General features: G+C 56.9%; 24 protein-coding genes. 10 read left to right on the top strand and 14 right to left on the bottom strand.

The genetic code is table 11. The features are described 5' to 3' along the window. Positions 1-69: 69 nt before the first annotated feature. Positions 70-309, top strand: a complete 240-nt coding sequence (locus tag CHB83_RS12465; protein ID WP_045687359.1) for a glycine zipper domain-containing protein — start codon at positions 70-72, stop codon at positions 307-309. Positions 310-438: 129 nt separating this feature from the next. Here CHB83_RS12465 and CHB83_RS12460 read toward each other — a convergent pair whose 3' ends face one another. Next, positions 439-1,089, bottom strand: a complete 651-nt coding sequence (locus tag CHB83_RS12460) for an HAD family hydrolase (protein WP_089332851.1) — start codon at positions 1,087-1,089, stop codon at positions 439-441. 228 nt (positions 1,090-1,317) lie between these two features. Between CHB83_RS12460 and lpdA the strand changes: the two genes are divergently transcribed. Next, positions 1,318-2,724: a dihydrolipoyl dehydrogenase gene (lpdA, locus tag CHB83_RS12455; protein WP_089332850.1), complete on the top strand. Its 1,407-nt coding sequence runs from the start codon at positions 1,318-1,320 to the stop codon at positions 2,722-2,724. 65 nt (positions 2,725-2,789) lie between these two features. Here the strand turns inward: lpdA and CHB83_RS12450 are convergent, their stop codons facing one another. Next, positions 2,790-3,866 carry a CBS domain-containing protein gene (locus tag CHB83_RS12450; RefSeq protein ID WP_089332849.1) on the bottom strand — a complete coding sequence of 359 codons (1,077 nt, stop codon included), beginning with the start codon at positions 3,864-3,866 and terminating at the stop codon, positions 2,790-2,792. A 453-nt stretch (positions 3,867-4,319) separates the two neighbouring features. Beyond that, positions 4,320-5,081, bottom strand: a complete 762-nt coding sequence (locus CHB83_RS12445) for a suppressor of fused domain protein (protein ID WP_089332848.1) — start codon at positions 5,079-5,081, stop codon at positions 4,320-4,322. A gap of 463 nt (positions 5,082-5,544) precedes the next feature. Between CHB83_RS12445 and CHB83_RS12440 the strand changes: the two genes are divergently transcribed. The 4 genes from CHB83_RS12440 (at position 5,545) to CHB83_RS12425 (ending at position 8,211) form a co-directional block, all read left to right on the top strand. Further along, a complete protein-coding gene (locus CHB83_RS12440) occupies positions 5,545-5,961 on the top strand; it encodes a hypothetical protein (RefSeq protein WP_089332847.1) in 417 nt (138 codons plus the stop codon). An 84-nt stretch (positions 5,962-6,045) separates the two neighbouring features. Further along, positions 6,046-6,324, top strand: coding sequence for a hypothetical protein (locus tag CHB83_RS12435; protein WP_089332846.1), 279 nt, complete (start codon positions 6,046-6,048; stop codon positions 6,322-6,324). 92 nt (positions 6,325-6,416) lie between these two features. Further along, positions 6,417-6,872: a hypothetical protein gene (locus CHB83_RS12430; RefSeq protein WP_045689508.1), complete on the top strand. Its 456-nt coding sequence runs from the start codon at positions 6,417-6,419 to the stop codon at positions 6,870-6,872. Positions 6,873-7,077: 205 nt separating this feature from the next. Then, positions 7,078-8,211 carry a putative sensor domain DACNV-containing protein gene (locus tag CHB83_RS12425; protein ID WP_089332845.1) on the top strand — a complete coding sequence of 378 codons (1,134 nt, stop codon included), beginning with the start codon at positions 7,078-7,080 and terminating at the stop codon, positions 8,209-8,211. Between the two features lie 91 nt (positions 8,212-8,302). Here CHB83_RS12425 and CHB83_RS12420 read toward each other — a convergent pair whose 3' ends face one another. The 5 genes from CHB83_RS12420 to CHB83_RS12400 form a co-directional block, all read right to left on the bottom strand. Continuing rightward, on the bottom strand, positions 8,303-8,761 hold the full coding sequence (locus CHB83_RS12420) for a cold-shock protein (protein WP_045689509.1): 459 nt from the start codon (positions 8,759-8,761) through the stop codon (positions 8,303-8,305). A gap of 423 nt (positions 8,762-9,184) precedes the next feature. After that, positions 9,185-9,760, bottom strand: a complete 576-nt coding sequence (locus CHB83_RS12415) for a pseudouridine synthase (protein ID WP_045689510.1) — start codon at positions 9,758-9,760, stop codon at positions 9,185-9,187. 68 nt (positions 9,761-9,828) lie between these two features. Continuing rightward, positions 9,829-10,680, bottom strand: coding sequence for a hypothetical protein (locus CHB83_RS12410; protein WP_179225524.1), 852 nt, complete (start codon positions 10,678-10,680; stop codon positions 9,829-9,831). A 133-nt stretch (positions 10,681-10,813) separates the two neighbouring features. After that, the gene (locus tag CHB83_RS12405) at positions 10,814-12,151 is read right to left on the bottom strand and encodes a serine hydrolase domain-containing protein (RefSeq protein WP_089332844.1); all 1,338 of its coding nucleotides are present in this window, start codon (positions 12,149-12,151) and stop codon (positions 10,814-10,816) included. 105 nt (positions 12,152-12,256) lie between these two features. Continuing rightward, positions 12,257-12,961, bottom strand: coding sequence for a LytR/AlgR family response regulator transcription factor (locus CHB83_RS12400; RefSeq protein ID WP_089332843.1), 705 nt, complete (start codon positions 12,959-12,961; stop codon positions 12,257-12,259). 341 nt (positions 12,962-13,302) lie between these two features. Between CHB83_RS12400 and CHB83_RS12395 the strand changes: the two genes are divergently transcribed. Beyond that, the gene (locus CHB83_RS12395; protein WP_089332842.1) at positions 13,303-14,637 is read left to right on the top strand and encodes an erythromycin esterase family protein; all 1,335 of its coding nucleotides are present in this window, start codon (positions 13,303-13,305) and stop codon (positions 14,635-14,637) included. Between the two features lie 190 nt (positions 14,638-14,827). Here CHB83_RS12395 and CHB83_RS12390 read toward each other — a convergent pair whose 3' ends face one another. Together CHB83_RS12390 and CHB83_RS12385 are read right to left on the bottom strand one after the other, a co-directional pair. After that, entirely contained in the window at positions 14,828-15,490 is a 663-nt protein-coding gene (locus tag CHB83_RS12390; RefSeq protein WP_179225523.1) for a head GIN domain-containing protein, read from the bottom strand. A gap of 35 nt (positions 15,491-15,525) precedes the next feature. Further along, positions 15,526-16,752, bottom strand: a complete 1,227-nt coding sequence (locus CHB83_RS12385) for an MFS transporter (RefSeq protein ID WP_218823173.1) — start codon at positions 16,750-16,752, stop codon at positions 15,526-15,528. 177 nt (positions 16,753-16,929) lie between these two features. Here CHB83_RS12385 and CHB83_RS12380 point away from each other — a divergent pair, with 177 nt between their 5' ends. After that, a complete protein-coding gene (locus CHB83_RS12380; RefSeq protein WP_045689516.1) occupies positions 16,930-17,595 on the top strand; it encodes a T-complex 10 C-terminal domain-containing protein in 666 nt (221 codons plus the stop codon). Positions 17,596-17,711: 116 nt separating this feature from the next. On the opposite strand, the gene CHB83_RS12375 is transcribed toward CHB83_RS12380, so the two are convergent. Both CHB83_RS12375 and CHB83_RS12370 read right to left on the bottom strand, forming a co-directional pair. Next, entirely contained in the window at positions 17,712-18,833 is a 1,122-nt protein-coding gene (locus CHB83_RS12375) for a hypothetical protein (protein ID WP_089332839.1), read from the bottom strand. 175 nt (positions 18,834-19,008) lie between these two features. Beyond that, complete coding sequence (locus tag CHB83_RS12370) at positions 19,009-19,881, bottom strand: helix-turn-helix domain-containing protein (RefSeq protein ID WP_045689517.1); 873 nt, start codon at positions 19,879-19,881, stop codon at positions 19,009-19,011. Positions 19,882-20,020: 139 nt separating this feature from the next. Here CHB83_RS12370 and CHB83_RS12365 point away from each other — a divergent pair, with 139 nt between their 5' ends. Together CHB83_RS12365 and CHB83_RS12355 are read left to right on the top strand one after the other, a co-directional pair. Then, a complete protein-coding gene (locus tag CHB83_RS12365) occupies positions 20,021-20,425 on the top strand; it encodes a hypothetical protein (RefSeq protein WP_089332838.1) in 405 nt (134 codons plus the stop codon). 401 nt (positions 20,426-20,826) lie between these two features. After that, positions 20,827-22,122, top strand: a complete 1,296-nt coding sequence (locus CHB83_RS12355) for a tetratricopeptide repeat protein (RefSeq protein ID WP_245855340.1) — start codon at positions 20,827-20,829, stop codon at positions 22,120-22,122. 92 nt (positions 22,123-22,214) lie between these two features. Here CHB83_RS12355 and bla read toward each other — a convergent pair whose 3' ends face one another. Both bla and CHB83_RS12345 read right to left on the bottom strand, forming a co-directional pair. Then, positions 22,215-23,021, bottom strand: coding sequence for a subclass B1 metallo-beta-lactamase (gene bla / locus CHB83_RS12350; RefSeq protein WP_089332836.1), 807 nt, complete (start codon positions 23,019-23,021; stop codon positions 22,215-22,217). Between the two features lie 115 nt (positions 23,022-23,136). Beyond that, complete coding sequence (locus CHB83_RS12345) at positions 23,137-23,586, bottom strand: DinB family protein (protein ID WP_052695459.1); 450 nt, start codon at positions 23,584-23,586, stop codon at positions 23,137-23,139. Positions 23,587-23,642 lie beyond the last annotated feature (56 nt).

The following is a 23,642-nucleotide window of genomic DNA, read 5'->3' as shown; positions in this document are numbered from 1 at the left end:
ACTACCCGTTGAACGAGGGTATCCCTTTCCTGCAGAAGGGTGTTTGCTTACGTTAAAAACAGTCAGACAATGAGAACTTTACGTTTTGCTTTCGTGGCTGCGGCCTGCTTCTTCTTCACCGATTGTAGCACTAGCAAAGGCACCGGAGCCGCCATTGGCGGAGCGGGTGGCGCCGTACTTGGTGGCGCCGTGGGCGGTACCGGCGGCGCCATTTTAGGTGGCACGGCTGGGGCCGTGGGCGGGGCCGTAATTGGCAACCAGCGCGACAAGAAAAAAGCGGAGCGCGAGGAGCGCCGCCGCAACCAATAGAACACTCTTAGGAGCACATGCTTCAACGCACCACCCCGGTTTGCTCAGCGCGCGTGCATTGAGCAGACCAGGGTGGTGTGTTGTGTGGGGTAAGCAGGCGGCAGCACCAATAGGCAGCCTAATCTCCTGCTACAGCAGATTCTGCATGAACGAGTCAGTGAAATCGGGGGCGAAGTGCAGCACGTTGGGTAAGTGGGCAAACTCAGCGGGCGTGTGAGTAGTGGTAAGAATTACCGTGTTCATGCCGGCGTTTTGGGCGGCTTCGGCACCCTTGGGTACGTCCTCAAACACCAGGCAGTCGGTAGGGGCCACGCCCAGCTTTTCAGCTGCTTTCAGAAAGGTTTCGGGGTGAGGCTTGCTGAGCTTCACATCGTCGGCACTGACGATGGCCGAGAAGTAGCGCCGAATATCGAGCCCGTCCAGCACGAAGTCGATATTGAAGGGAATGGCCGCCGAGCCAATGGCCAAGGCGATACCGCGCTGGTGGGCCTGCACCAGAAAATCTAGCAGCCCCGGCAGCAACTGCAGGTGGGGCCGAAACTCATCCTGGTAGCGCTGCTCCTTGCGCAAGGAAAGCTCGTCCATCTCCTGGGTGGTAAAGCGGTCGGGGCCAAACATGCGCACTAGTACCTCCTGGTTTTTGCCGTACATCTGCGGCTTCACTTCCTCCCAGCTAAAATTGCCGCCTAGCTCGTTGTTGAACACGTGCTGCCAGGCGCTGGTGTGGTAGTCCATGTCGTGAATCATGGTGCCGTTGAGGTCGAAAAGAAAGGCTTTCATGCGGAAGGGGTCAGGGTTGACAAAGGCGTCAGGTGCCGTTGTGGCGGCTGCAAATTGGGCTTTTTCGGGCTTACTCGAAGAAAATAACCACTCGCTTGCCCAATGGTTATTGGTAGCAACGGCCCCGCCAGGACCCGCGCCGCCACTGGCCTACACAATTTCCCGACCTCACAACTTCCCCTTGCGTACCTTCGCGCCCGTTGATTTCAACGAATTCATCCGCTGACTATGAACCAATACGACGTTACCGTCATCGGCTCCGGCCCGGGCGGTTATGTAGCGGCCATCCGCTGCTCCCAGCTCGGCCTCAAAACGGCCCTCATCGAGAAGTACGACACCCTGGGCGGCACCTGCCTCAACGTGGGCTGCATTCCCAGCAAGGCCCTGCTCGATTCTACGGAGCATTACCACAATGCCCACACCACCTTCAAGGAGCACGGCATTGAGCTGAGCGACTTGCAGATCAACATGAACCAGCTCATCGACCGTAAAAACGGGGTGGTGAAGGCCAACACCGACGGCATTCAGTTCCTGATGAAGAAGAACAAAATCGACGTCTTGCATGGCGTGGGTTCGTTCGTGGATAAGAATCACATCAGCATCGCGCCCACGGCGGGCGGCGAGGCCCAGCAGATTGAAACCAAAAACGTCATCATTGCTACCGGCTCCAAGCCCACGGTGCTGCCCTTCATTGCCCAGGACAAGGAGCGCATCATCACCAGCACTGAGGCCCTGAACATCCGCGAAGTGCCCAAGCACATGATTGTGATTGGTGGTGGCGTAATCGGGCTGGAAATGGCTTCCGTGTACGCCCGCCTCGGCGCGAAAGTATCCGTAATTGAGTTCCTGGACTCCCTCATCCCAACCATGGACCGCGCCCTCGGCAAGGAGTTGAAGCGCATCCTGGGTAAAATCGGCATCGAGTTTTTCCTGAGTCACAAAGTAACCGGCGCTACCCGCGAGGGCGACGCCGTGACCGTAACCGCTACCAACCCGAAAGGTGAGGAAGTGAAGTTTGAAGGCGACTACTGCCTGGTGGCCGTGGGCCGCGTGCCCTACACTGCGGGCCTGAACCTGGAAGCGGCCGGCGTAGCCATGGAAGAGCGCGGCCGCATTAAGGTAGATGAGCACCTGCAAACCAACGTGCCCGGCATCTACGCCATCGGCGACGTGATTCGCGGGGCTATGCTGGCCCACAAGGCCGAGGAAGAAGGCGTGTTCGTGGCCGAAACCATTGCGGGCCAGAAGCCGCACGTAAACTACTTGCTCATCCCCGGCGTGGTGTACACCTGGCCGGAAGTGGCGGGGGTAGGCTACACCGAAGAGCAGCTCAAGGAGCAGGGCAAGGCCTACAAAACCGGCTCGTTCCCTTTCCGCGCCTCGGGCCGTGCCCGCGCCTCCATGGACCTCGACGGCTTCGTGAAAGTGCTGGCCGACAAGGAAACCGACGAAATCCTGGGCGTGCACATGATCGGCCCCCGCATCGCTGACCTAATTGCTGAAGCCGTAACGGCCATGGAGTTCCGCGCTTCTGCTGAAGACGTAGCCCGCATGAGCCACGCTCACCCCACCTACGCCGAAGCCATGAAGGAAGCCTGCCTCGCCGCTACTGAGAACCGCGCGATTCACATGTAATTCTGCGCCAAAAGGAGGTAAAACGAAAGCGGCTGGGGCTACTATAGCGCCAGCCGCTTTTGGCTTTATATCAAATTGAAGCTATGAAGCTTTTGTAAAAAAATTGAAAAATCATGTAATGATTTAAGGTCTTCTGGACGTATTCCATCAGGGTCGAAATGCATTACATCATTTCGAATCTTACGAGTTTGGTCTATTTTTTCGCAAAATATTTTACGTGATATAGCTAAATTAAGCATGTTCCATCTCTCTGGATTTTCTAGTAATCTGATATATTCACCAAATGTTAAGTCTGAAACTGATTCTATTGTTCTTTCTGTATCATTAGGGTCCTTTGCTGTATTAAGTAACTCTACATTGAATTTTGGTTCTAATAGTCGTCTTATATAATTTTCAATCTCGCTTAATAACATAAAAGATTCAGAAATTTGTTGAAATTGAAAATTTAAATCACTAGCTGTTACTATGCCGGATATTCTTTTGTCATCTTTTCTTACTAGTACGTAATCATGTTGATTAACAATGTTTATTGCTGAAATAATAGAGTCATTATGCCGCATCTCCTGATGTGGCTCCATAAATTCCCTTACTAATGAATCTCTTTTTCCTAATGCCATTCTGCTTCCAATAGATGCCCAGCTTATAATTCCTTTCACTTCTCTTTCGTTAGTCATAACAGGAAGTTGGGAAAATCTATTTGCTAACATTATAGTTATAGCATGCTCCAAATCCGAATCTGGAGAAACATAAACTGGAGAGCGATTTGCGGCTTCCAGTCGGCTAATTTTGTAAGCAGGCTCTATTTTTGAATAGCGTCCTAGTGCCACAGGTTCAGAAATATCTGGTTGATCAGCGTCGTTATCTGTTTCTGGAACTGTGTCTGAGGTATCTTGGCTTGTTTCATCATCTGTATATGTGTGATGGACAAATTCTATTTCGGAGTCAAGATAAGCTGATTCAAAGTCTGGTAAAGTAATAAGGTTATGCCTTTTTAATTTTAATCTTATTAGGGTTACTACCACGTATCCTCTTCTTTCTGCTAAAACCCAACTTAAAAGTTCTCTTACTGTTACGGAAGGAGACCTTCCTTCGGATATTAAAGTATTTACTTCTTCTAATTTCTCGTCTATGGTTATTTCCATGGCTAGATCTCTTGGTTTTTAGTTAATTTATGTTGCTGTATGACTTGTCTTTGATGCGAACGTTGGAGTCGCTTACGTCTTCTGTACCAGTTTAAACCCGTCCTTCGTCACTTGGTACTGCTGGCCTTGGATGGTGATGGTTTCGCCTTCCAGTAGCTTGCTTAGGTTCTCAATGTCGCCTTCGATGGTGTGCAGGGAGAAGCCGTGTTGGCAGGCTAGGGCGAGGTACTTGGGGTTGCTATAGTCGTGGACCCCGCAGAGGATAATGCGGACGTGGGCCGTGGTGTTTTTGAGGAGCTTGGTGTCGCGGGGAAGGTGTAGTTGTCGGCAATCAGGATGAGGTCGGGCGCGTCGCCCCCGCCAGCCTTCATGGTTTCGATGAGCTTGTTCTTAATGGCCTCGTAGCTGCCGGTGCGGACGTGGTAGAGGCCGCCCGCACTTCTACCTTGCTGCTTACCACAAGCCTAGGAAGCCCTTCTTCTTCGCCACGTTGGGGCGAGTGATATCCAGCACATCGGAAATGCCCTGTTCATCAAACTTCTCTAGCAGGGCCTCCACACCTTTGTTCATCTTCAGGTGCATTTCCTCCTTGTAAATGGCGTAGAGGGAGTAGAAGTAAATGGTTTTCTCCTCGCTTATTTTCAGCTCGTGAAACTCACCGGGCAGGCTCAGAGACGGTAGTAACATCATGCAGCCCAGCTTGGTGTTGGAGGCGAAGGGGGCAGCGTTTTCGCCATTGGGGATGGTGTGGCCGGAGCCCAGCCAGGTGCGATACTCGTGCGGAAACCGGGCAATAAATTTCATCCAGCCAATGGGCCAGTAGGCGTCCTCATTCTCGAAGGTGCTACCAAGTTGTCCAACGTCCGGCATAGGCCAAGTGCTGGGTAGTAGCACGCACAGCTCGGCATAGCGGACATCCTCTGCGCCTTCCGGTACCATCATGGCCAAGTCGCTCATGCCCGACGTAACCAGGGTGTAGAAGGGGAAGTCCTTGTTGGGCGCTACAATGTGTACATCTATGTGTACCTTATCAGAAACGATTTCGTGAAATACTGAGCTGATTGGGCCCACGTGCTGCTCAATGTGGGCGGAAATAGCCGCAATGGCTTCCTCGTCGCCGGCGGCCAAGCTGAATGGTTCTGGCTCTACGTCTTCGTAGCGGTAAATAGGCGCTCCGCTGCCCGTTGTTTCAAATTCTGGGTCTTGCTCCGACATAAGTATTGAAATAGAATACATGAAGCCTCAAGCTAGCATTTTTCTTCTGCTGCCATTCTGCTGATGTTAGTTTTAGCGTCGTGTTTTAGTAAGTATCTACGGTAAGGTGCCTAGTGCTTTCACGCCGTTTCGTGCTACTACCCGCGTTTCAATACTTTGCTTTCCAGGGGCTAGCTGCTAGCGCCTCTGCCGGCTATGCTTCGCCCCAAGCCAGGGGGTAGGAACAGCAGGAGCCGCCCTGCTTATCCTGATCTGTGGTTCATAGCCAAGTAGTGTAGCTGGGCTGAAGGGTAGGTGGGGTGTCTGCCTCTCCGTAAGCTGTACAGTAGGCTGAACATCATGGATTTATGGAAACCTTGAGGGCGGGCGTTGCGAATACCTAGTCCGCGGGCTACGGTGGCAGCACTTCTGTTGGCCGGTTTGGCCCGCTGTTTCCCGCCCTACTACCTGCTTCTGCACTCCTATGGCCAAGCACAAAAAGAAAAAGCACAAGAAGAAAGGCAAGGATGCCGTGTCGGAAGATGTTCTGGATGCCGCAGTCCTGTCCATCAAGAAATTTCGGAAGGTGACCAACGAAATTGCTAAGCTGAGCACTGGGCAAAAGCTAGTGGGCGGCCTGACGTTGTTGGCGGCCGGCCTCATTTACCTGGATCAGCGCCGAGATGACGATGAATCGCCCCGCTCCGCCCCTGCGTTTGACTTGGCCCGCTTGCTAGAAGCCAAGAATACGTCGGCTACCGAAGCGGAGGAGCCCGAGGCGGTGCCCGCACCGGAAGACGCGCCCCGGAAAAGCCACGGCCACAAGCATCATCCGAAAACTGCCAAGGCCCGGAGCACTGCCAGCAAAAAAGCTGCACCAAGTACCGATGAGCTTACGTAATACTTCTACTGCCTAGGTAGACTATGCCTCGGCAGTAACCTGCCCACCTTCCCACTCCCTTATTCTCACCTTTTAAGATGCGTCATGAAAAAGAATAAAATCAAGGACAAGAAAAAGAAGACCGGTAAGAACACCCTGCTGGGTGGCGCTTCCAAGTCGCTGAAAAAAATAGGTAAGGGTACTGGCCTAGCCAAGCTTACTACTGCCCAGAAAGTGCTGGGTGGTGCCGCGCTAGTGGCCGTGGGCCTTGGCTACCTGGGACAGCGCCGGAAAAGCACTATCGCAACGCCTCCCAAGGTCACTACCGATGCTACCGCCGCCGAAGAAAGCTTGGCTTCCATGGAAGGCGCTGGTACTCTCTAGTCTGTTTAGCTAGTCCACAACGTATTTGCAGTGCCTGATGACCTAAAGGCCCGGAGCAGCATGCTAGCTCGGGGCCTTTTTCTCTTACTGTGATGAAGCATCTGACCAAGGGTATTCTGACGACCGTAGGGCTGCTCTGGCCGATGGTGACCTACGCGGGGGAACGGGAAGACAAGTATACCCTGCTCCAAATAGGTGGCATTGGGGGGATGATAGCCGGCGTGGGCCTGTACGTGCTGCTCATGCTGCTAACGGCCGTTTTTGTGCGCACGAAAAAGCTGGCCGTGGCTGCCGGCGTGTTCTGCTGGGTACTGCTGGCCTACACCCAATTTCTTTCGGTGCGCACGCTGCGGCTGGCAGCGGGCCTGTTGCAAACCACAAGCGCGGTGCCGACGCTGGCTCCCCTGCCCGGCTACCTGCTGGCAGCACTAGTAAGCATTGCCCTGTTTGCCCTGGCCGTGCTGGTCGTTGCCCGCCGCATCTGGAAGGAGCGCCACCGGCCCCGGCGCCCGCCCGGTTTCGGCGAGGCCTCCTCCGAGTACCGGTAAGCCTGCAGTACAAACTTCTGGCTGCGGCATTGCACTTACCCACTGTAGCCGGTGGGGCTGGCACGGCTTGGGTAGGTACGGCACCAGCCGGCAAACAATCGGGGGTGGCCTGCTGTTGAGCCAACTACTCATCTGAGTTGTGTGATGGCTACCTGACCTCGCCTCGCAATAGCTTCACAGCTCAAAAGCTACGTACTTGCTAGCTATGCTTTCCGAACCTACCTATCTGGCGGCGCGCGTGGTAGCGCCCATGATTGCCAAACACTTTGCCCGGCACCGCGCCGACGCCCGCCCCGAAGATGTAGAGCAGCTAGCCCCAATACCACCGGCCGGGTTGGTAGAAGTCATGATTGACGCGGCCTTCTGGGCCAGTTTGCGCCGGGAGGAAGGGCACCCGCCCCGGATTTCTTTGGCCCTGCTCGAGCCTGCCCAAACTACCTTGCCCGTGGTGTTTGGGCAGCGCCGCCGCCTCATGCCCTACAATTTGCTGAAGCTGGCTCCGGCCGTGGAGCAGCCCGGTATTCACTTGGGCGTGTGGTACGACGAAGACGGCCTGTATGTGTGGGGCACTGCCACCAGCATTCCGCCTTTGTGCTTTGTGCTGGAAGTAGTAGAGCCGGGCCTGCTGGTAGTTAAGCACCGCCGCGCCGATGGGTTTGGCAAGTTTGTGAACGTAGCCATCCTGCGCGGCGACCAGCTGCAACTAGTAGACGAAGACAATGTGGCCGTGGCCGACTGCCCGGCTTTGCAAGGTTTCCTGCCTGATCAGGGCCTACCCACTACCCGCGGCGAAATCGACAATGTGATGGTAGAGCTGGCCGCCGTCATGCGAGCCCACGGTCGGGGAGGGTTGGTGCTGATTGTGCCCAACCAGTCTACGGCCTGGCAAGAGTCCATTGTGCAGCCCATTACCTACCCCGTAGTGCCTGCCTACGGCGGCATTGCCGAAGACCGGGGCGCCGACCAAACCCGCTGGAAGTGGCAGGAGGAAGTACGCCGCGCTATCGGAATTGTGGGGGGCTTCACGGCCGTTGATGGCGCTACCATTATCACCCAGGACTACCACCTGCTGGCCTTTGGTGCCAAGGTGGCCCGGGCCGAAACCAGCGTGCCCGTGGATAAAATGGTGCTCACGGAGCCCGTCATTGATAGCCAGGCCCGTTTCCTGCACCCGGCGCAAAACGGAGGAACCCGCCACCTGGCCGCCGCCCAGTTCGTGCACGACCAGCGCGACTCCGTGGCGCTGGTTGCCTCCCAGGATGGGTTCTTCACCGTATTTGCCTGGTCAGAAACCTTGCAGATGGTGCACGGCCACCGCATTGATGTGCTGCTGCTGTAACCTAGCTCCCCATCAGTACCTACCAAAAAGCCACGCGGCGGCCCCAAGAGTTGAGGCCGCCGCGTGGCGTATGTAGGCAAAAGTAGAAACCTTACTTATCCAGCTTCACCCCGAAGGCGCTGGGGCCCTTCTGGCCCATTTCTACTTCAAAGATTACTTTGTTGTTTTCCTTGATCTGGTCTATCAACCCGTTGGCGTGCACAAAAATGCTTTCCTGGGTTTGAGAGTCCTTGATAAAGCCGTAGCCCTTCGACTCATTGAAGAAGGAAACGATACCCTTGCGGATGGGGTCGACCTGCTCCATATCTTCCTGGCGCATAGCCCCGATACGGATGTCTTCCACCTTGATTTCCTTTTTCTTCTTGGTCGGATCGGGAGGGGTCGACGTGATGTTGCCATTTTCGTCAACGTAGGCGAGCATATCTTCCAGACCTTGGCCTTTCTTGGCGTTAGCCTGCCGCTCCTCTTTCTTCTCCTCCTTGTCTTGGCGCTTCTTTAGTCTCTTCTTTTCATTTTCCTTTTTTCCAAAGGTCGCTTGCGATTTGGCCATTCTATTTTCGTGAGTGATATGTTTATTCCGCAGGGCGGAGTGTGAATACGTGTGCGTGTCGCTAAGTAAAAACAGGTAGTAGAAAAGTATAGTTCAGGCTAGGATACAAGACCGCCAGCCAGAACTGTAGGGCCAGGGTAAGCAGATATCGGATAGTGGGGCAGTAGATTATATATAACTGTTTTGGCCTGCCCAGGTACAAATATCGGGAATACTTTATTAGTTCATCTGAATTTCCTAATTGCAGACCCTTGGCACCCGGCCAAAGCATGCCAATAGCTTCTCTTGCGAGCTACAGGCCGCCGATGCTGTAAATAGATTTACAGGGGCGCGGCAAAGACACAATGGGGTTACGCCGCGGTTGGTGCCCAGAAAATACAAAACCGCAGTATGTTCCTGACACTAGGCTAGAATTGCGGCCGGCTACCCCAACTCGTTTAGCTCGCGTACCTCGCCGGGCTGCAAGTCAGCCAGCTCAATGTTGCCCACACGCACGCGTACCAGGCGCAACGTGGGAAAGCCAGCGGCGGCCGTCATTTTGCGTACCTGCCGGAACTTACCTTCCGTGACGATAATAGACACCCAACTGGTAGGCCCGTGACGGTCGGAGCGAATACTGCGGCCCCGGGGCGGTAGGGTAGGAGGCTCGTCCAGGCGGCGTACCTGCGAAGGCAGGGTTTGGTAGCGTACGTCGCGCAAGCCTATTTCCACTCCTTGCTGCAATTGGGTCAGGGCGTCGTCGGTGATGAGGCCATCTACCTGGGCGTAGTACTCCTTCTCCACGTGCTTGCTGCGAATTTGCTCGCTTACGCGCCCATCCGTTGTGAGCAGGAGCAGGCCTTCACTGTGCTCATCGAGGCGGCCAATGGCCATTGTGCCCGCCGGGAAGGGGTGTAGCTCGCCCAAAAAACGTTTCTTGCGCTGCTCCCGCTCAAACTCGCTGGTGAATTGGCTGAGGTAGCCGTAGGGTTTGTACAGCAAAAAATGACGGTGCGGCATGAGCGAAAGCCACGGCCGGAAACAAGAAAAGGCAGCCGTGGGCCAGCAAAGCTACGCTCTTTCACGCGCTAAGTAGTTTTGTAGAGGTACCAGCCGTTGCCCAGAGGCTTCATAACAATAATGCGGTTGGGGCTCATGGGGGGAACTTTGGCCGCTACGGGCTGGTAGAGCAGGCCCACAGTATTATCAGTGACGCCGCCAATCAGGAACTCCAGGCAGTTGGCGCAGCCCAAGTTGCGGCGGGTAACGCGGCTAATGTAGAGGGGACGCAGTGCGGCCAGCACGTCGGCATCGGCATTGGCGGCCTGCTCGGTACGCACTAGGGCTGTATCGGGGAGAGTAGGGGTAAAGTAGCGGCTTTGCACTAAGTCCGCGGCCCGCTGAAACTCGGGCTGGTGGCGGGCGAAGTGCTCGGCAATGTTGGCGTCGGACCCAATCCAGAGCTGAATGTTGCCAAGCATGAAGTCACGGCTGGCGTCGGGGTGCTTCTGGTTGTACTGGGCTGCTTCGGCGGGAGGCATTTCGGCCAGGAGCTTGAGCATGGGCGGGCCAAGCTGCGTCATGCCCAAGCTGCGAATGGCGGCTAGCTTCCAGGGTATGGTCGCGCTGGCAGAGTCGCGGCGGAAATGCAGATAGAAGTCGTTGCGACTCACGGAGTCGCGCAGCTCCACGGCTACCACGGCCGTGTGCTCCCGCTGCTCCAGTAGCTCGCAGTGCCGTTGCAGGGTAGTAGGAATCTGCTGCCCCAGGCTCTGGCGCCGAGCTTGGCCCGCCGCCTCTCCGCTCAAGTAGCTTTTCATCTCGGGCCAGCCCGTGGGAGCTACAAATTGCTTGGCAATCTGCAAAGGCTCCAGCGGAGGCTCGGCCAGCAACACCAGCGGCAACAGCCACCCCCAAACAAACAGCAAGTACTTCATCAAAAAGTCCAAACAAGCTAGAGTGCCCACTTAGGCACATCACTTGAACCTCCAAGATACGCAGAAAGCTCCTGGCAGCGGTACAATTTCCGCTGCCAGAGAGAAGACCATGCAAATGGGGAAGCGACTTCGCCAGCTACTCTAGCGTGAAGAGAAAAGAGCCTCCACCTTGCTTGAGCAACATTTCGTGGCGGCTGGGCGCAAACTCCAGCCGAATGCCCGCCGCATCATAGGAAAACACATCCTTGGTAACCGGGGTGAGGGGCAGAACGGGCTGGCCCGTAGCCTGAGCCTGTAGCGTAGCCCCCACTGCCGATACCGTGATTTTCAGCGGAATACTAGTGCTGGCGTAGGTGCCCACGTAGGGAACCAGGTCGGTAGCGGCTAGGGTAGGAGCTTTGGCATCGAAGTCGGGTAAGCGGTAGGGTTGCTGGAAGTAGATGGAAAGAACGCCCAGCATGACGTCGTTGAGGGGGTAAGACTGCCCATTGGAGATGTACGCTACTGCTAGCTTTTCCTCGGGGAAGTAACCCAGGGAGGTGCCAAAGCCATCAATGCTACCGCCGTGCCCATAGGCGCGCTTCGCCCCAAATTGCATGCGCATCAATCCCATGCCAAAGCCGTTGTCGGTGATGGTTTGCATGCGGGCCAGACTTTTCTCGGAAACCAGCTTGCCCGCAAACAGCGCCTCAGCAAACCGGTTCAGGTCGGTGGTGGTTGAAACGATGGCTCCCGCCCCGCCCGGAATGCTCATGTCGGTTTCGGGCATAGCCTGCCAGCTGCTGGCTAGGCGGTAGGAATAGCTTTCGTGGCGCTTAGGATCGGTTTTGCCGCCGTAGTACGTGTCCTTGAGGCCGATTTTGTTGATTATGCGTTTTTGCAAAGCTTGGGCGTACGGCTGCTTTGTAATTTTCTCCACCACGTAGCCCAGTACTACATATCCCGCGTTACTGTACGAAAACTTAGCGCCCGGCTCAAAGTCGGGCTTGCCTTGCCCAATCATGGCCAGCATTTCGGCCTGGGTTTTCGGCTGGGTGAAGTAGGTGCTATAGGTGGCGTCGTTGGTGAAGCTGTGCAGGCCGCTGTGGTGGCTGAGCAACTGCCCAATGGTGATGCGCTGGGCATTGGGAAGCTGAGGGAAGTACGTAGCCAGGGGGGTGTCCAGAGTTAGCTTTCCTTCGTCGATGAGCTGAAAAATGAGGGTCGCCGTGAATACTTTGGTCACGGAGCCAATACGGTAGTGGGTGCTGGGTGTAGCGGGCGTTTTCGTGGTGCCATTGAGGCTCTCGTACCCAATGGCTCTGCTGTACACCACGGCCCCGTTCTGCGAGATGGTGAGGCTACCCATGGCCTTGTCGTGGCTGGCGAGGGTAGTCAGGAGGCTATCGAGCTTGGCTTTGTTGAATGATTGGGCGTGGCTCAGAAGGCTCAGGCCGCTGAGGGCTAGCAGGGATACATAGTGTTTGATAAGCATAAGTCAAGGAAGATGGAATGAGGTGCTGAGTTACTGAGAATATGGCACAACTACGCCATAGCAGCTGGCTTTTTGTGTGAGTGCTAGGTGCTTATCCTGAACGGATTACTTTTTGAAGAAAGCCAGCAGATCGGCCTTATAGGAGTTGCCAATGGGGATGAGGGTATTGTCCTGCAACAGCACTTGGTCGGGCTGGAGAAGCTTGATATGAGCGGCCGCCACAATGAAGGAACGGTGTGCCCGCAGGTAGCTAGGCCCCAGAATTTCTACCATTTCCTTCATGGTTTGGTGAAGGAGGTAGGTTTTGGTGGCCGTCATCAGCTTCACATAGTCCTTACAGCCTTCCACATAGATGATGTCGCGGTGGGGGACTTTCAACAAGCCCTGGCGCTCCTTCACCAGCAGGTATTTCTCGGCCGTATCGTCGGTGTGGGGTAGGGGCTGCAAGGCAGGAAGGCGAGATACGGCCTTTAGGAACCGCTCGTAGGAAAAAGGCTTCAGCAGGTAGTCGAGCACGTTTAGCTCGTAGCCCTCGTAGGCGTATTCCCGGTAGGCCGTGGTGAGCACCGTTTTGGGCGGGTAGCGCAGGTTGCGCAGAAAGTCCAGCCCCGTCATCAAGGGCATCTCAATATCCAGAAACAGTAGGTCCACGGGTTGTTGCGCCAGGTGCTCGTAGGCCTCCATGGCATTGCGGCATTTCCCCGTGAGGGTGAGGCCCGGCGTTTGGCCTATGAACTGGGTGAGCACCTGGTGGGCCAAGGGCTCATCGTCCACAATCAGGCACCGAACAGGGGCGGGGGTAGTCGTCATTGGGAAAGGGAGGTAGTGGAAAGTGGAAGAGGTCTAGTAGTAGCCAGCAGGGGAGCCAGATAAGTGTATGCGGGAGCAGGCAAGGCAACGGCGCCGGTTGGGTGGGCGGCGCTGCCTGGAGCAAGTTGGCAGATTTGCGCGGGTGATGCTGCGCCCCGGCGGTGCTATTTCGACTAAGCCGGGTGTTTTTTCGACTAAAAAAAGGGGTTGCTGCATTGGTCGGAACTAAGCCCGGCTTGGTCTAATAAAGCTTCCTTTCGGCCTCCAGGGCCTATTCCTTTGTGTCGTTGCTAGTCGCTGAACGACTGGCCTTTCCCCGGCACCAACTACCCTCCGTACCCATGAAAACTACCTTCCGCTCCCTGCTCGCTACGGCCCTGCTTGCTACCGCTTCCCTGGTTGCCACGGCCCAGCCTAGTGCCCCCGTCGCTACTACCCCCGATACGGCCCGCCTCGTTCTGCCAGCCAGCCTAATCAACCCCGTCAACACCCAGAGCTTCGAGTCTTTCCGGGCCGCGGTGCTACCCTTGGTGAAGCAGATGGCCGACAAGCAAGTGGTAGCCATGGGCGAAGGCACGCACGGCACGGCCGAGTTCTACCGGCTGCGGTTCTGGCTGACGCGGATTCTGATGGAGGAGTACGGCTTCAAGCAGGTAGCCCTGGAAAACGATTATACCGACACCTACCAGCTCAACGAAGGCCTGCGCAAGCCAAAAGCCGCCGTGGCTCCCCTCATGAAGGCCCACCTGTACAGCATCTGGCAAAACCAGGAAACAGCTGAGCTGCTTACCTGGCTGCAAGGCTACAACCGCCAGCACCGTCGTCAGTTGCAGGTGCGGGGGATTGATGCGGCCTACGTGCTGCCCGAGGCCCACGAGCTGAGCGCCTTGGCCGCCCGCTACCCCCAGAGCGGCCTGCAAGACCTCACCAGCCAGCTTACGAAAGCCGCGCAATTGCAAGACTCGGTGTGGGCGGGCCTCAACACCAAGGGCTATAAGTTTCCGCGGCAGCGCTGGCTGTCCAGCGGCCTGGAAGGCTACTACGTGGCCGACAAAATCCAGAAAGCCCTGCCTACTGCTCGTCTGCCCCGTAAGCAGCGGGAAAAAGCCCAGGCCTTTGCGCTGGACGCCAAAATGGGCTTCGACGTGTTCTACCAGTTTACCGTCTTGAAGCGCGACGTTTCTCGCGACAGCCTAATGGCCGAAATGACTCGCTCCCTGGTGCCTGGCCAAAACGATAAAGTAATTGTGTGGGCCCACGATGCGCACGTGTCTCGCAAGATTGCCATGGCCGATGATCCTAACAACGGGGGCGGTACGGGAGCCTTTATTGAGCGCATGCTGCCTGGCAAGTACTTCGTGCTGGGTACGAGCACGGCCACCGGCACTTTTGCCGCCACCACCGACCGCCACATTACCCGCACCAGCCCCATGGCTAGCTACTCCTTGGAAGCTCCACTGGCCGGCTCCTGGGAGCAAACGCTAGGCGCTGTGGCGGCCCCCGTCTTCTACCTGCAAACCCAAGCCCTAGGCGCCCAAAACCTCAAGCGCCCCCACCGTTTCGTGGGGTACGCCCCTTCCAGTGGCAAAAATGACTATGCCAACTTCAAGCTCTCGGAAGCCTACGATGCCCTGCTCTTTGTGCGCCAAACCACAGCCGCTACTCCCTTGCGCTAGCCCAAGCTTCTATCCAAGGTGGTGTATTAAGGTGACGTATCGTAAGTGCATGATTGAATAAAAGGGGCGGCCATTCTCAGAATGGCCGCCCCTTTTGCTAGGTGCATACTCCGGCCGGAAAGCCTTTGCGCAACTAGCCTGCTCATCTGGCTGCTAGCCGGGTCAGCTTAAGCGGGCTAAGGCGAGGCGGTTACTTCGAGGTGCGGCTCGCGTTGTGAATGTCGCTGGCGCCGGAAGCGTGGGAGGATAGCTCGCCATCTACAAACACGTAGGCGTCGCTGGAGCCGGAGGCTTGCACGTTGGCTTTGTGGCTTTTCAGGTTGGTAGCTTGGTAGTCGCTGCTGCCGCTGATTTGAACTTGCTGGCGCTCCACACGGCCCGCCAACCGAATGTCGCTGGCCCCGGAAGCTTGCACGTTTAGGGTGGTAGCGTTGAGCTGCAAGTTGATGTCGCAAGCTCCGCTGGCTTTGATGGTGAAGGCCTCGGCCGCGAAAGTAGATTTGCTTACTACGTCGCAGGCGCCGCTGGCTTCTATGCTAGTAAGGCGGGGGCAGGTCACGTACACCACCGCTTTTTTGTTGTTGAAGACGTTGCGCGGCGCATTGGGGTCCCGGAAAATCATGAGTGCCCCATTCTGCACCTCCGTCTTGATATACTGCTCCGCGCCGCCCTCGGCCTGCACTTTTACTTCGGTGGTGGCGCCCTGGGTTAGCTGCACATCACACGCCCCACTAGTTTTGATGCGCTCAAAAGAGCCCACCGGGCGCAGCTGCTGGGCCGATACGGTGAGCACGGACGTAGCGCCGCACAGGGCTGCTACTGCGAACGTCTTGCGGAGGAGAGAAGCATTCATCGGGAAGTAGAAGTAAGAAGGTGGAGTCAAGGGCATTATACCTCCTCAGATGCTGCTGCTGCCGCTACCGTTGCCCGGCTCGCCGGAATTTTTTCGGGCGCTTCCTCATCCGGGTTGGGCAGCAACCGCACCAGCAGCACCAGCACTGCACCCAGCACCGCCACCAGCCCAAACGACCACCGTAGGCTGGCCGCCTCCGCAACAAACCCTACTAGGGGCGGCACCACCAGAAATCCGAAGTAGCCGATGGTCGAAATACCTGCAATGGCCGTCCCGGAGTTTAAGGTAGTTGTACGCCCTACCAGCCCAAATACCAGCGGTACCACGCACGATACGCCCAGCCCCACCAGCACAAACCCCGCGCCCGCCCCTAGGGCCGTGGGCACCAGGGCCGCTAGGCTCATTCCCACCGTAATCAGAAGGCCACTGTAGTGTAGCATAGGCTTCACCCCAAAGCGGCTTACCAGCCAGTCGCCCCCGAAGCGCCCGGTAGTCATGGCTACCATGTAGGCCGCAAAGCCTAGGGTAGCCGTTTCCTTGGGCACGTGTGCTGCTTTCTGAAAGTAGATAGCACTCCAGTCGTACATGGTGCCCTCGCAGGCCATGCAGGCAAAGGAAATGACTCCAAACTTCAGCAGCGACTTATCGGGCAGAGAAAATCCCGACTTGCGTTCCTCCTGGGCCGGTGGCAGCGGAAGGGTATTAGGAAAGAAGTACACCGCCACGGCCGTAAGCACTACAGCCACCCCCACAAAGTGGTAGTTGGGCAGCACCCCCATCTGCACCAGCCCCGACCCCACGGCGGCGGCCGCAAAACCCGCCACGCTCCACACCCCGTGGAAGGTAGTGATGATGGAATGCGGGTAAAGCCGCTGCACCCCCACCGATTGCGCATTCACTGAAATGTTGAGCAGGTTGCGCGACGAGCCAAAGCAAAATAGCAGTGCTACAAGCTGCCACGTGTGCTGGGCAAACCCCAGCAGGGCCAGCGCGGCATTATAAAGCACGGCGCCTACCATCATCACCTGTCGGCTGCTGAAGCGCTGCAGCAGCCAGCCCGTAATAGGAAGCGTGAGCATTAGCCCCAGCGGCAGAGCAAATAACACGCCGCCCAATTGGGCTTCGTCCAATCCTAGGCGCTGCTGAATAGTGGGAATCCGCGAGGCCCAGGTGGCAAACCCGAACCCCGATACAAAAAAGAACAGCGCAATGGCCACCCGGGCCCGTTGCGCTGCCGCATCTACTATCCTGTCGCTCATCATGCTTGGCCGTTAGCAGCCCTCGCAAAGCTACCATCCAAACCTAGGCAAACCCATAGTGGGGCTTCAGTTTGGTAGCAGCCTAGTAGCCTCAAGGGGAGGAGCACAACCCTAGCGCTATCGTCACCGTATCAGCGCAATCATAGCTTCCGGGCTATATCCAATTCTGACTTTTCTCTCATGAAAAAGACCTTGCTTTTCCTTTCGTGCGCGGCCAGCGTTGCAATAGCATCCTGCAGCCAAAACAAGCCCGCCGCCGAAGATGCAGCTACTACCCCCTCGGCTGACACGGCCGTGGTAGTAAACGACGCTGTGCCCGCCACCAGCACCGACTCAACGGCTTACCGCACCGAGGCCGACCAACTGGCTTCTCGCATTGCCGATGACCTGAAGCTGACGGATACGGTAGTGGTAACGCGCATCCAGAAAACGTACTATACCCGTGGCCGCCGCCTCAACGAAGTGGACAGCCAGTACACCAGCGATACTACGGGCCGTTACGCCGCACTGCGTAGCATCAACGACGAGACTGACCGCTCGGTGAAAAGCATCGTGACGGAGCCTCAGTACACTACCTACGCCGCCAACCGCGGGGCCTACTACGATGGTACGCCCTACACGGCTTCTACGGCTACCACCACTACCACCACTACCCAGACGGCAGCGCCCGCCCGTCGTCGGGGCCCGGCCATTGTGAAGTATGAGCGTGATGGTGGCGACGTGAAAATTGAGTACGCCAACGGTACCAAGGTGAAAATAGATAAAGACGGCGAGCGGAAAACCAAATATGCCAGCGGCCGCAAAGTAAAAGTTGACGATGACGGTGAGCGGAAAGTAAAAGACTAACTAGCCACCCATAGGCACCAAGAAAAGCCCTGGGAGCTGGCTCCAACCAAGATGGTTGGAGCCAGCTCCCAGGGCTTTCTGCTGACAGGCGATAGGGGGCAGCTTGACCGCTAGCGTTATTTCACACCGTACTGGCGCAGTTCCGCGTCGATGCGGTGGTTCCAGCGTTCCTGCGCTGCTACATCGGTGCCGCCGTGGGTTTCGGCGTCGTACTGATCTTGTAAGTGGTTCATTTCGGTGAAAGACTTGAGGTATTGCAGTTGCAGGATGCTGTTATAGTCTTCCACCGTCAGGCTATCGGGGGTGGCTTTGCGCCGGAATCGCTCGGCTACCAGCCGCACCAGGTCAAAGTGGCGCTGCTCATGGTTGAGGTTGAAATCGGTTTGCTGGCCGGGTGCTACCCAGGAGGAGCTGCGCACCACAAAAATACTCAGCTGCAAGTCGAGCTGCACCACGCCATTTACTACCCGCGGGCGGCCTTGGTAGGCAAAGCCGGGAAATACCGCCGCGGCGTACTGACCGCGCGGCCGGGGCTGACCAGTAAAATCCGACCAGACCAGAGGCCGTTTCACGTCGTAGAATAAGGTGTCGGGCTCGGTCCGCCGAGTTTCGTAGCGGAAGGTAGGATGGACGGCCGTAGCCAGGCGCACGTCGCGGGTAGCAGCTTGGCTAATCCAGGCTTGGAGGTAGGAGAGGCCCCCCGCCAATGATTGACGCAAAGCAGGCTCTACGGGTGCCAAGTCGGTGGCGGAGCGCATGTAGCGGGCCCCCCCGCGGTATTCCGTCAGAAACACGGCCCGGTCGGGTGTTTGGTAGTCGAAAGCCATAACCACTGCAATGCGTCCTTCCACCAAGCCGCCGGGGGCGGGCGTTTCCTGCACCCGGCACTCCCGCACCCGAATTTGAACAGGCCGAAGGGCGGGGTTGCGGGGTAGACTTTGCCGCACAAACTGCTGAATGGCAGGCAAGGCTCCCCCTTGCAGGTCCACGGGCCGAGCCGGCGCAAGTGGGGTGCCCGCCTTACTAGTAGTTGGTACTAGCCACGCCACGGCGCTACGGTTGGGCCGCTCGTCGCGAATGGTAGCTATGTAGAAGTGGGTGGGCGTGAAGGGAAGCTTAGCGGCTTGCAGCGCCAAGGTGGGAACCTGTGGCCCTGGCCCCCCGGCCCCTATCAGCACAAGCAGTAGCGAAACCAACAACCCGCACCAAACAGCCCGGGCCGCCGAAAAAGCAGTCATAGATGAAAACAGGAATTTTCTGCCTAACACCCAAACGACTAGCAGACGTTCAGCCAGCGCGTAGTACTACTTCAACAAACCTAGCGGCTGCTAAAACCGCAGAATAGGGAGGCCCAACCGGATGCGTTGATGCTTGTTTTTCGATCCGCCCACGCGAGTTGATGTTTCCGTGCGCTTACTGAGCCAGCCGCTGGCGGCGGTATTCCGTAGGACTTTGATTGGTATGGCGTCGGAACGTCTTGTTGAAGTGCGACACGTTGTTGAAACCCGTGGCGTAGCACACCTCCGTTACCGAAAGTTCTTCTTCTTCCAGCAGCAAACGGCAAGCGTGACTTACCCGAAAGTCCTGCAGGAAGTCGGTGAGGGTAAGGCGGGTCATCTGACGGAAGTAGCGGCAGAAGGCTGGCACCGAGAGGTAGGCTACTTCCGCTACCTCCTGTACCGACAAGGAGGCGCGGTGGTAGTGCTGCTCAATGTACTGGTACACGCGGCTCAGGCGCTGCTGCTCCTTTCCCTGGCGCCCCAGCCCGGCGTGGCCCGCGTGCAGGGGCGTGCAATCGGTGGCGGGCGCTTGGGCCAGGGTTTGCATCACGCGCAGCAGCGTGAGCAGGCGCGCAAAGGGCGGCTCGTGCAAGAGCTGGCGCAAATCTTGGCCGATGGCTGCCCGCGTGCTGCCCCCAAACGACAAGCCCTCGTGGGAGCGCGCCAGCAGGTGGCGAATGTCGGCCAGCTCGGGGCGCTGCCAAAACGATTCGCCCAGAAAATCGGCCCGCAGTTGCACCACAATTTCTTCAAAAGGCACTCCCGCCGGCTTACCGTAGCTAAAGGTCAGATGGGGCAAATCAGGACCAATCAGCACGAGCTCACCATCCTCGAAGCGGGAGATGTGCTGCCCAATGTGGCGGCGCCCGGTGCCCTTGGGGATGTACACCAACTCGTACTCGGGATGATAATGCCACAAAAGCCCACCTTGTTGAACCTCAGTGTAGTGTAACAGCGTAAAGGAGCTGTCAATAGTGGGCTGGATGGGTTCGAATTGGAGCTTCATGCGGGGTGGTAGTGCCAGACTTACAAGCAAGATACGCACAGATAATATGAATAGTCAACACAGCACCGGAACAAGCCAATCAAGTGGTGGTAGCGCCTCCTGGTTCTTCCGACCTTGCACTACCATTTTGCATGCCCTTATGACTTTGTTACGCACGTACTCCCAAGCCTTCGTCCTGCTGCTTATTCTGCTTGCCGGGGCACCCATGGGGCGGAGTACGGCCCGCCCCGCGCGGCCGGTGGCCACCGAAACCGTAACCGAGCGCAGCACGCACATGAGCGCCTACCTGACGCACGCCCTAAACTTGCGCCGCAACCAGCGCGCCGCCGTGCGGCAGTGCACCCAGCAGTACCTACAGCAGCTTGATTCGCTGGCTGCGGCGCCCGAAATGCTGGCCGCCCACGTAGATGGTGCACTAGCTGCGCGTCCGGCCCGGGTCCAGGTAGAAGAGCGCTACACTGAAAATATGGCCCGTATTTTGACAGCAGGGCAGTTTAACGCATTTAGCTGGCTGCAAAAAAGCCAGTCGGCTGCTCGCCCCTAGGGGTTGGTAGCATATATATCCAGCGGCTTTGGGTGGGAATTTAAGCCGCTGGCCGTTTCCCGGATGCTTCTGGCGCCCGGTAAACGCTAAAAGAGGTTGAGGCTGTGGGAGCTTCAGCCTCTTTTTTTTGTGCCTAGGCCACCCTTGTTTTTGCGTCGGTGAACCAGCCGTGTCCCGGGCTGGTTTGAGAAAAATAGGAGCGCCAAAATGGGCAATAGTACAGCTAACTCGGAAAAAGTCGTTATTGCCTGATAGTAAGTAGCTTTTTTATAAAATCCTGCGTTGAGTAGCGCGCAGATGAAGCTGAACAGCGCAGCTTCCTCTCTGGTTAGCCATATCAATTCGGTCTGACAGCCGTACAACTCCGACCTTTTCCCTAACATTAAGGGTTCAAGTAGTTAATGATGCGTCATCTCTTATTCTGCTACCTGCTGCTATTTGGGCTTAGTGCCTATGCGCAGCAGCCCACTCCTACTAACCCCGAGCCCGCCCGCCAGGTGGATCTCAGCAACGTGGATATTGCCCCCAATGCGGTAGATACCAAAGGCTGGCTGCTGCTCGACAAGGATATTCAAACGGAGCTGGAGGGCGCTATTCAAAACCTCTACAACTTCAAGTACGACAAGTCGGAGAAGCAATTCCGTTCTCTGCGACGGCGCTACCCCAACCACCCCATGCCGTACTTTTTGCTGGGGCTGAATACGTGGTGGAAGATTATGCCCACTAACATCACCACCGAGCAGTACGATAAGACTTTCTTCGCCTACATGGATACGGCCATTACCAAGGCCGAGCGCCAGTACGGGCAAGATTCCAGAAACTACGAGGCCTGCTTTTTCCTCTCGGCCGCCTATGGCTTTGATGCGCGCCTCAACGCAGAGCGCCACAATTGGCGCAAGGCTACCCTGTCTAGCAAGCGCGCCCTCGACTACCTAGAGAAAAGCCAGGAGGCCAACGGCCTCAGCCCCGAGTTTATGTTTGGGCAGGCGCTCATCAACTACTACGCCGTTTGGATTTCGGATAACTATCCGCTACTCAAACCTGTGCTGCTGTTTTTCCCGAAGGGTAACCGCCAGCTGGGCTTACAACAGTTGCGTAGCGTAGCCCAGAACGGTTTCTACACCGCCAACGAGTCGAAGGTGTTTCTGATGAAAATTCTGCAAAATCAGGAAAACAAGCCCGACGAAGCGTTTCCAGTGGCCCGCCAAATGGCGCTTACCTACCCCGATAACGGTTACTTCCAGCGCTTCTATGCCCTTATGTGTTACCAGAAGGGCGAGCTGGCAGAGTGCGAGCGGGTAAGCCTCGATATACTCGACAAGCTAAACCGCGGCATGCCCGGCTACGAGGGCATTAGCGGGCGCTATGCTACCTACTTCCTCGGCAGCATTATGCAGATTCAGCGGGCCGACTTGGTGAAAGCCCAGGACTACTACCAGCGTTGCGTGGTATTCTCGGAAAGCACCGGCGACACCAAGCAGGGTTTCTATCTGTATTCTTTGCTGAATTTGGCTCGTATTGCGCAGAAGCAGAAGGACCCGGAACGCGCCGTCCGTTACTATAAAGAGGTGCAAACCAAGGCCGAGCGCAAATCGGACGCGTACAATGAGGCCACGGCCTACCTCAAGAAGCAGAAGAGCGGCAGCAAAAAGAAAACCAAAGTGAGCAATCAGCGCCAAGCAGCTAAGGCTAGCTAACAGTTCGTGCTACTCCTCCAACGAAACGACCCGAGCTCAGCAGGTGGCTGCTGAGCTCGGGTCGTTTCGTTGGAGGAACGAAGCTAGAGGGGCTACTTGCTATTCAGGGCAGTGCGGGTCTGGGGGTTGCTACCGGGCCGAAGCAGCCGAAGCGTGTGCGTAAACAACTCGGGGCCCCCGGGGGCGCCATTGCCGGGCACTACCACCTGCGCCTTGGGGTAGTGGGTTGCTACCTTGCGCACGGCCGCTGGCCACTGCTTCAAGTCGGCGTCGGCAATGTTGCCGAGGGTGGTGGCAGTAGCATCCTTGAGCAGGCTACCGCCAAACAATACCCGCTGGCGCGGAAGCCACACCACTACATTGTCGGGAGCATGACCCGGACCGGGGAAGAACACTTCCAACCGGGTGCGGCCCGCCCGAATAAGCGTGTAAGGCTGAATGGATGGGGTAGGAGCATCAAGCTGCTGCGCCAAGGCAAGCTTGGCCGTAAGCGGACTCCCTAGCACGCGGATGTGATTGGCCCGCAGCGCCGCAATACCACCCAGGCGGTCTTCGTGGGCGTGGGTAACAACGGCCATGCGCACGTGCTGGTGCAAACTATCGGCTACCCAGCGCAGAATTTGCAGAGTTTGGTCGGAGTTCCAGCCGGTATCCACGAGCAGAGCCCCCGTGCTGGTCCGCACAATGAGGCCGTTAGCCGCTACGGGTGCGGTAGTACCCGCAGACTTGTGGTAGGAGGTGTGAACAAACACATCGGGAGCTACTTGCCGAAACCGCACGGGCGGGGCCAACTTCTGGGCCTGGGCACTGCCACCAGCAACAAGAAAAACACTCAGTAAACACAACAACCGGGCTGCGCGTCCGCGCCGGGCACTAGAAATCGAGAAGGTACTACGCATCAGAAAGCAAAACACAAGCTTCCTAAACGCAATTCAGCCTTGAAATAGTGCCGCCCTGGGCTCAACTTTTCTGCCAGCTAAGAACTATCCTACTTTGCTGCGGTAAGTTACTGGTTTAAACCCGGCTCAGAATGTGCTGAATGTGGTGCTCCATATGCACGGCGTAATCTTCCGCCAGCCACTGCAATGATACGCCGTAGCCGTTGTCGAACTCGCAGCGGTGCGAGGCGGCGGCAGCGGGCAGGTTCTCAAGCAGGCGAGCTAGCTGCTGGTTGTAGAGCTGCCAGAGGTGAAGCAAATCGGCGGAAGGCGTGTGCTGGTACCGAGACAAACGCACCCATTGTTCCTGGGGATAGGGCACCACGAGCAAGGGCTCTGGCATGGTCTGGCTTTGCACAAACCGCAGGTGGTTGTTCGTGGCCGAGTCAATAAGGTGGCCCAAGGTCTCTTTTCGGGACCATTTGCCGGGCGCTGGCGTATACTCCAATTCCATTTCTGAAAAAGCAGGCCAGTGGGTAGCTAGCAACTCTAGCAACTCTCGGATTCGCTGACTGACATGATGCATAGTTCGTTGCGTCTGCTTAGAGACTTCGGCCGTTTCCGATAGCCAAACAGGCTGGG

It is taken from the genome of Hymenobacter mucosus (genome assembly GCF_900188255.1).
Taxonomy (GTDB): domain Bacteria; phylum Bacteroidota; class Bacteroidia; order Cytophagales; family Hymenobacteraceae; genus Hymenobacter; species Hymenobacter mucosus.
The sequence above is the reverse complement of the archived record's forward strand: the minus strand, read 5'-3'. Positions and strand labels throughout refer to the sequence as shown.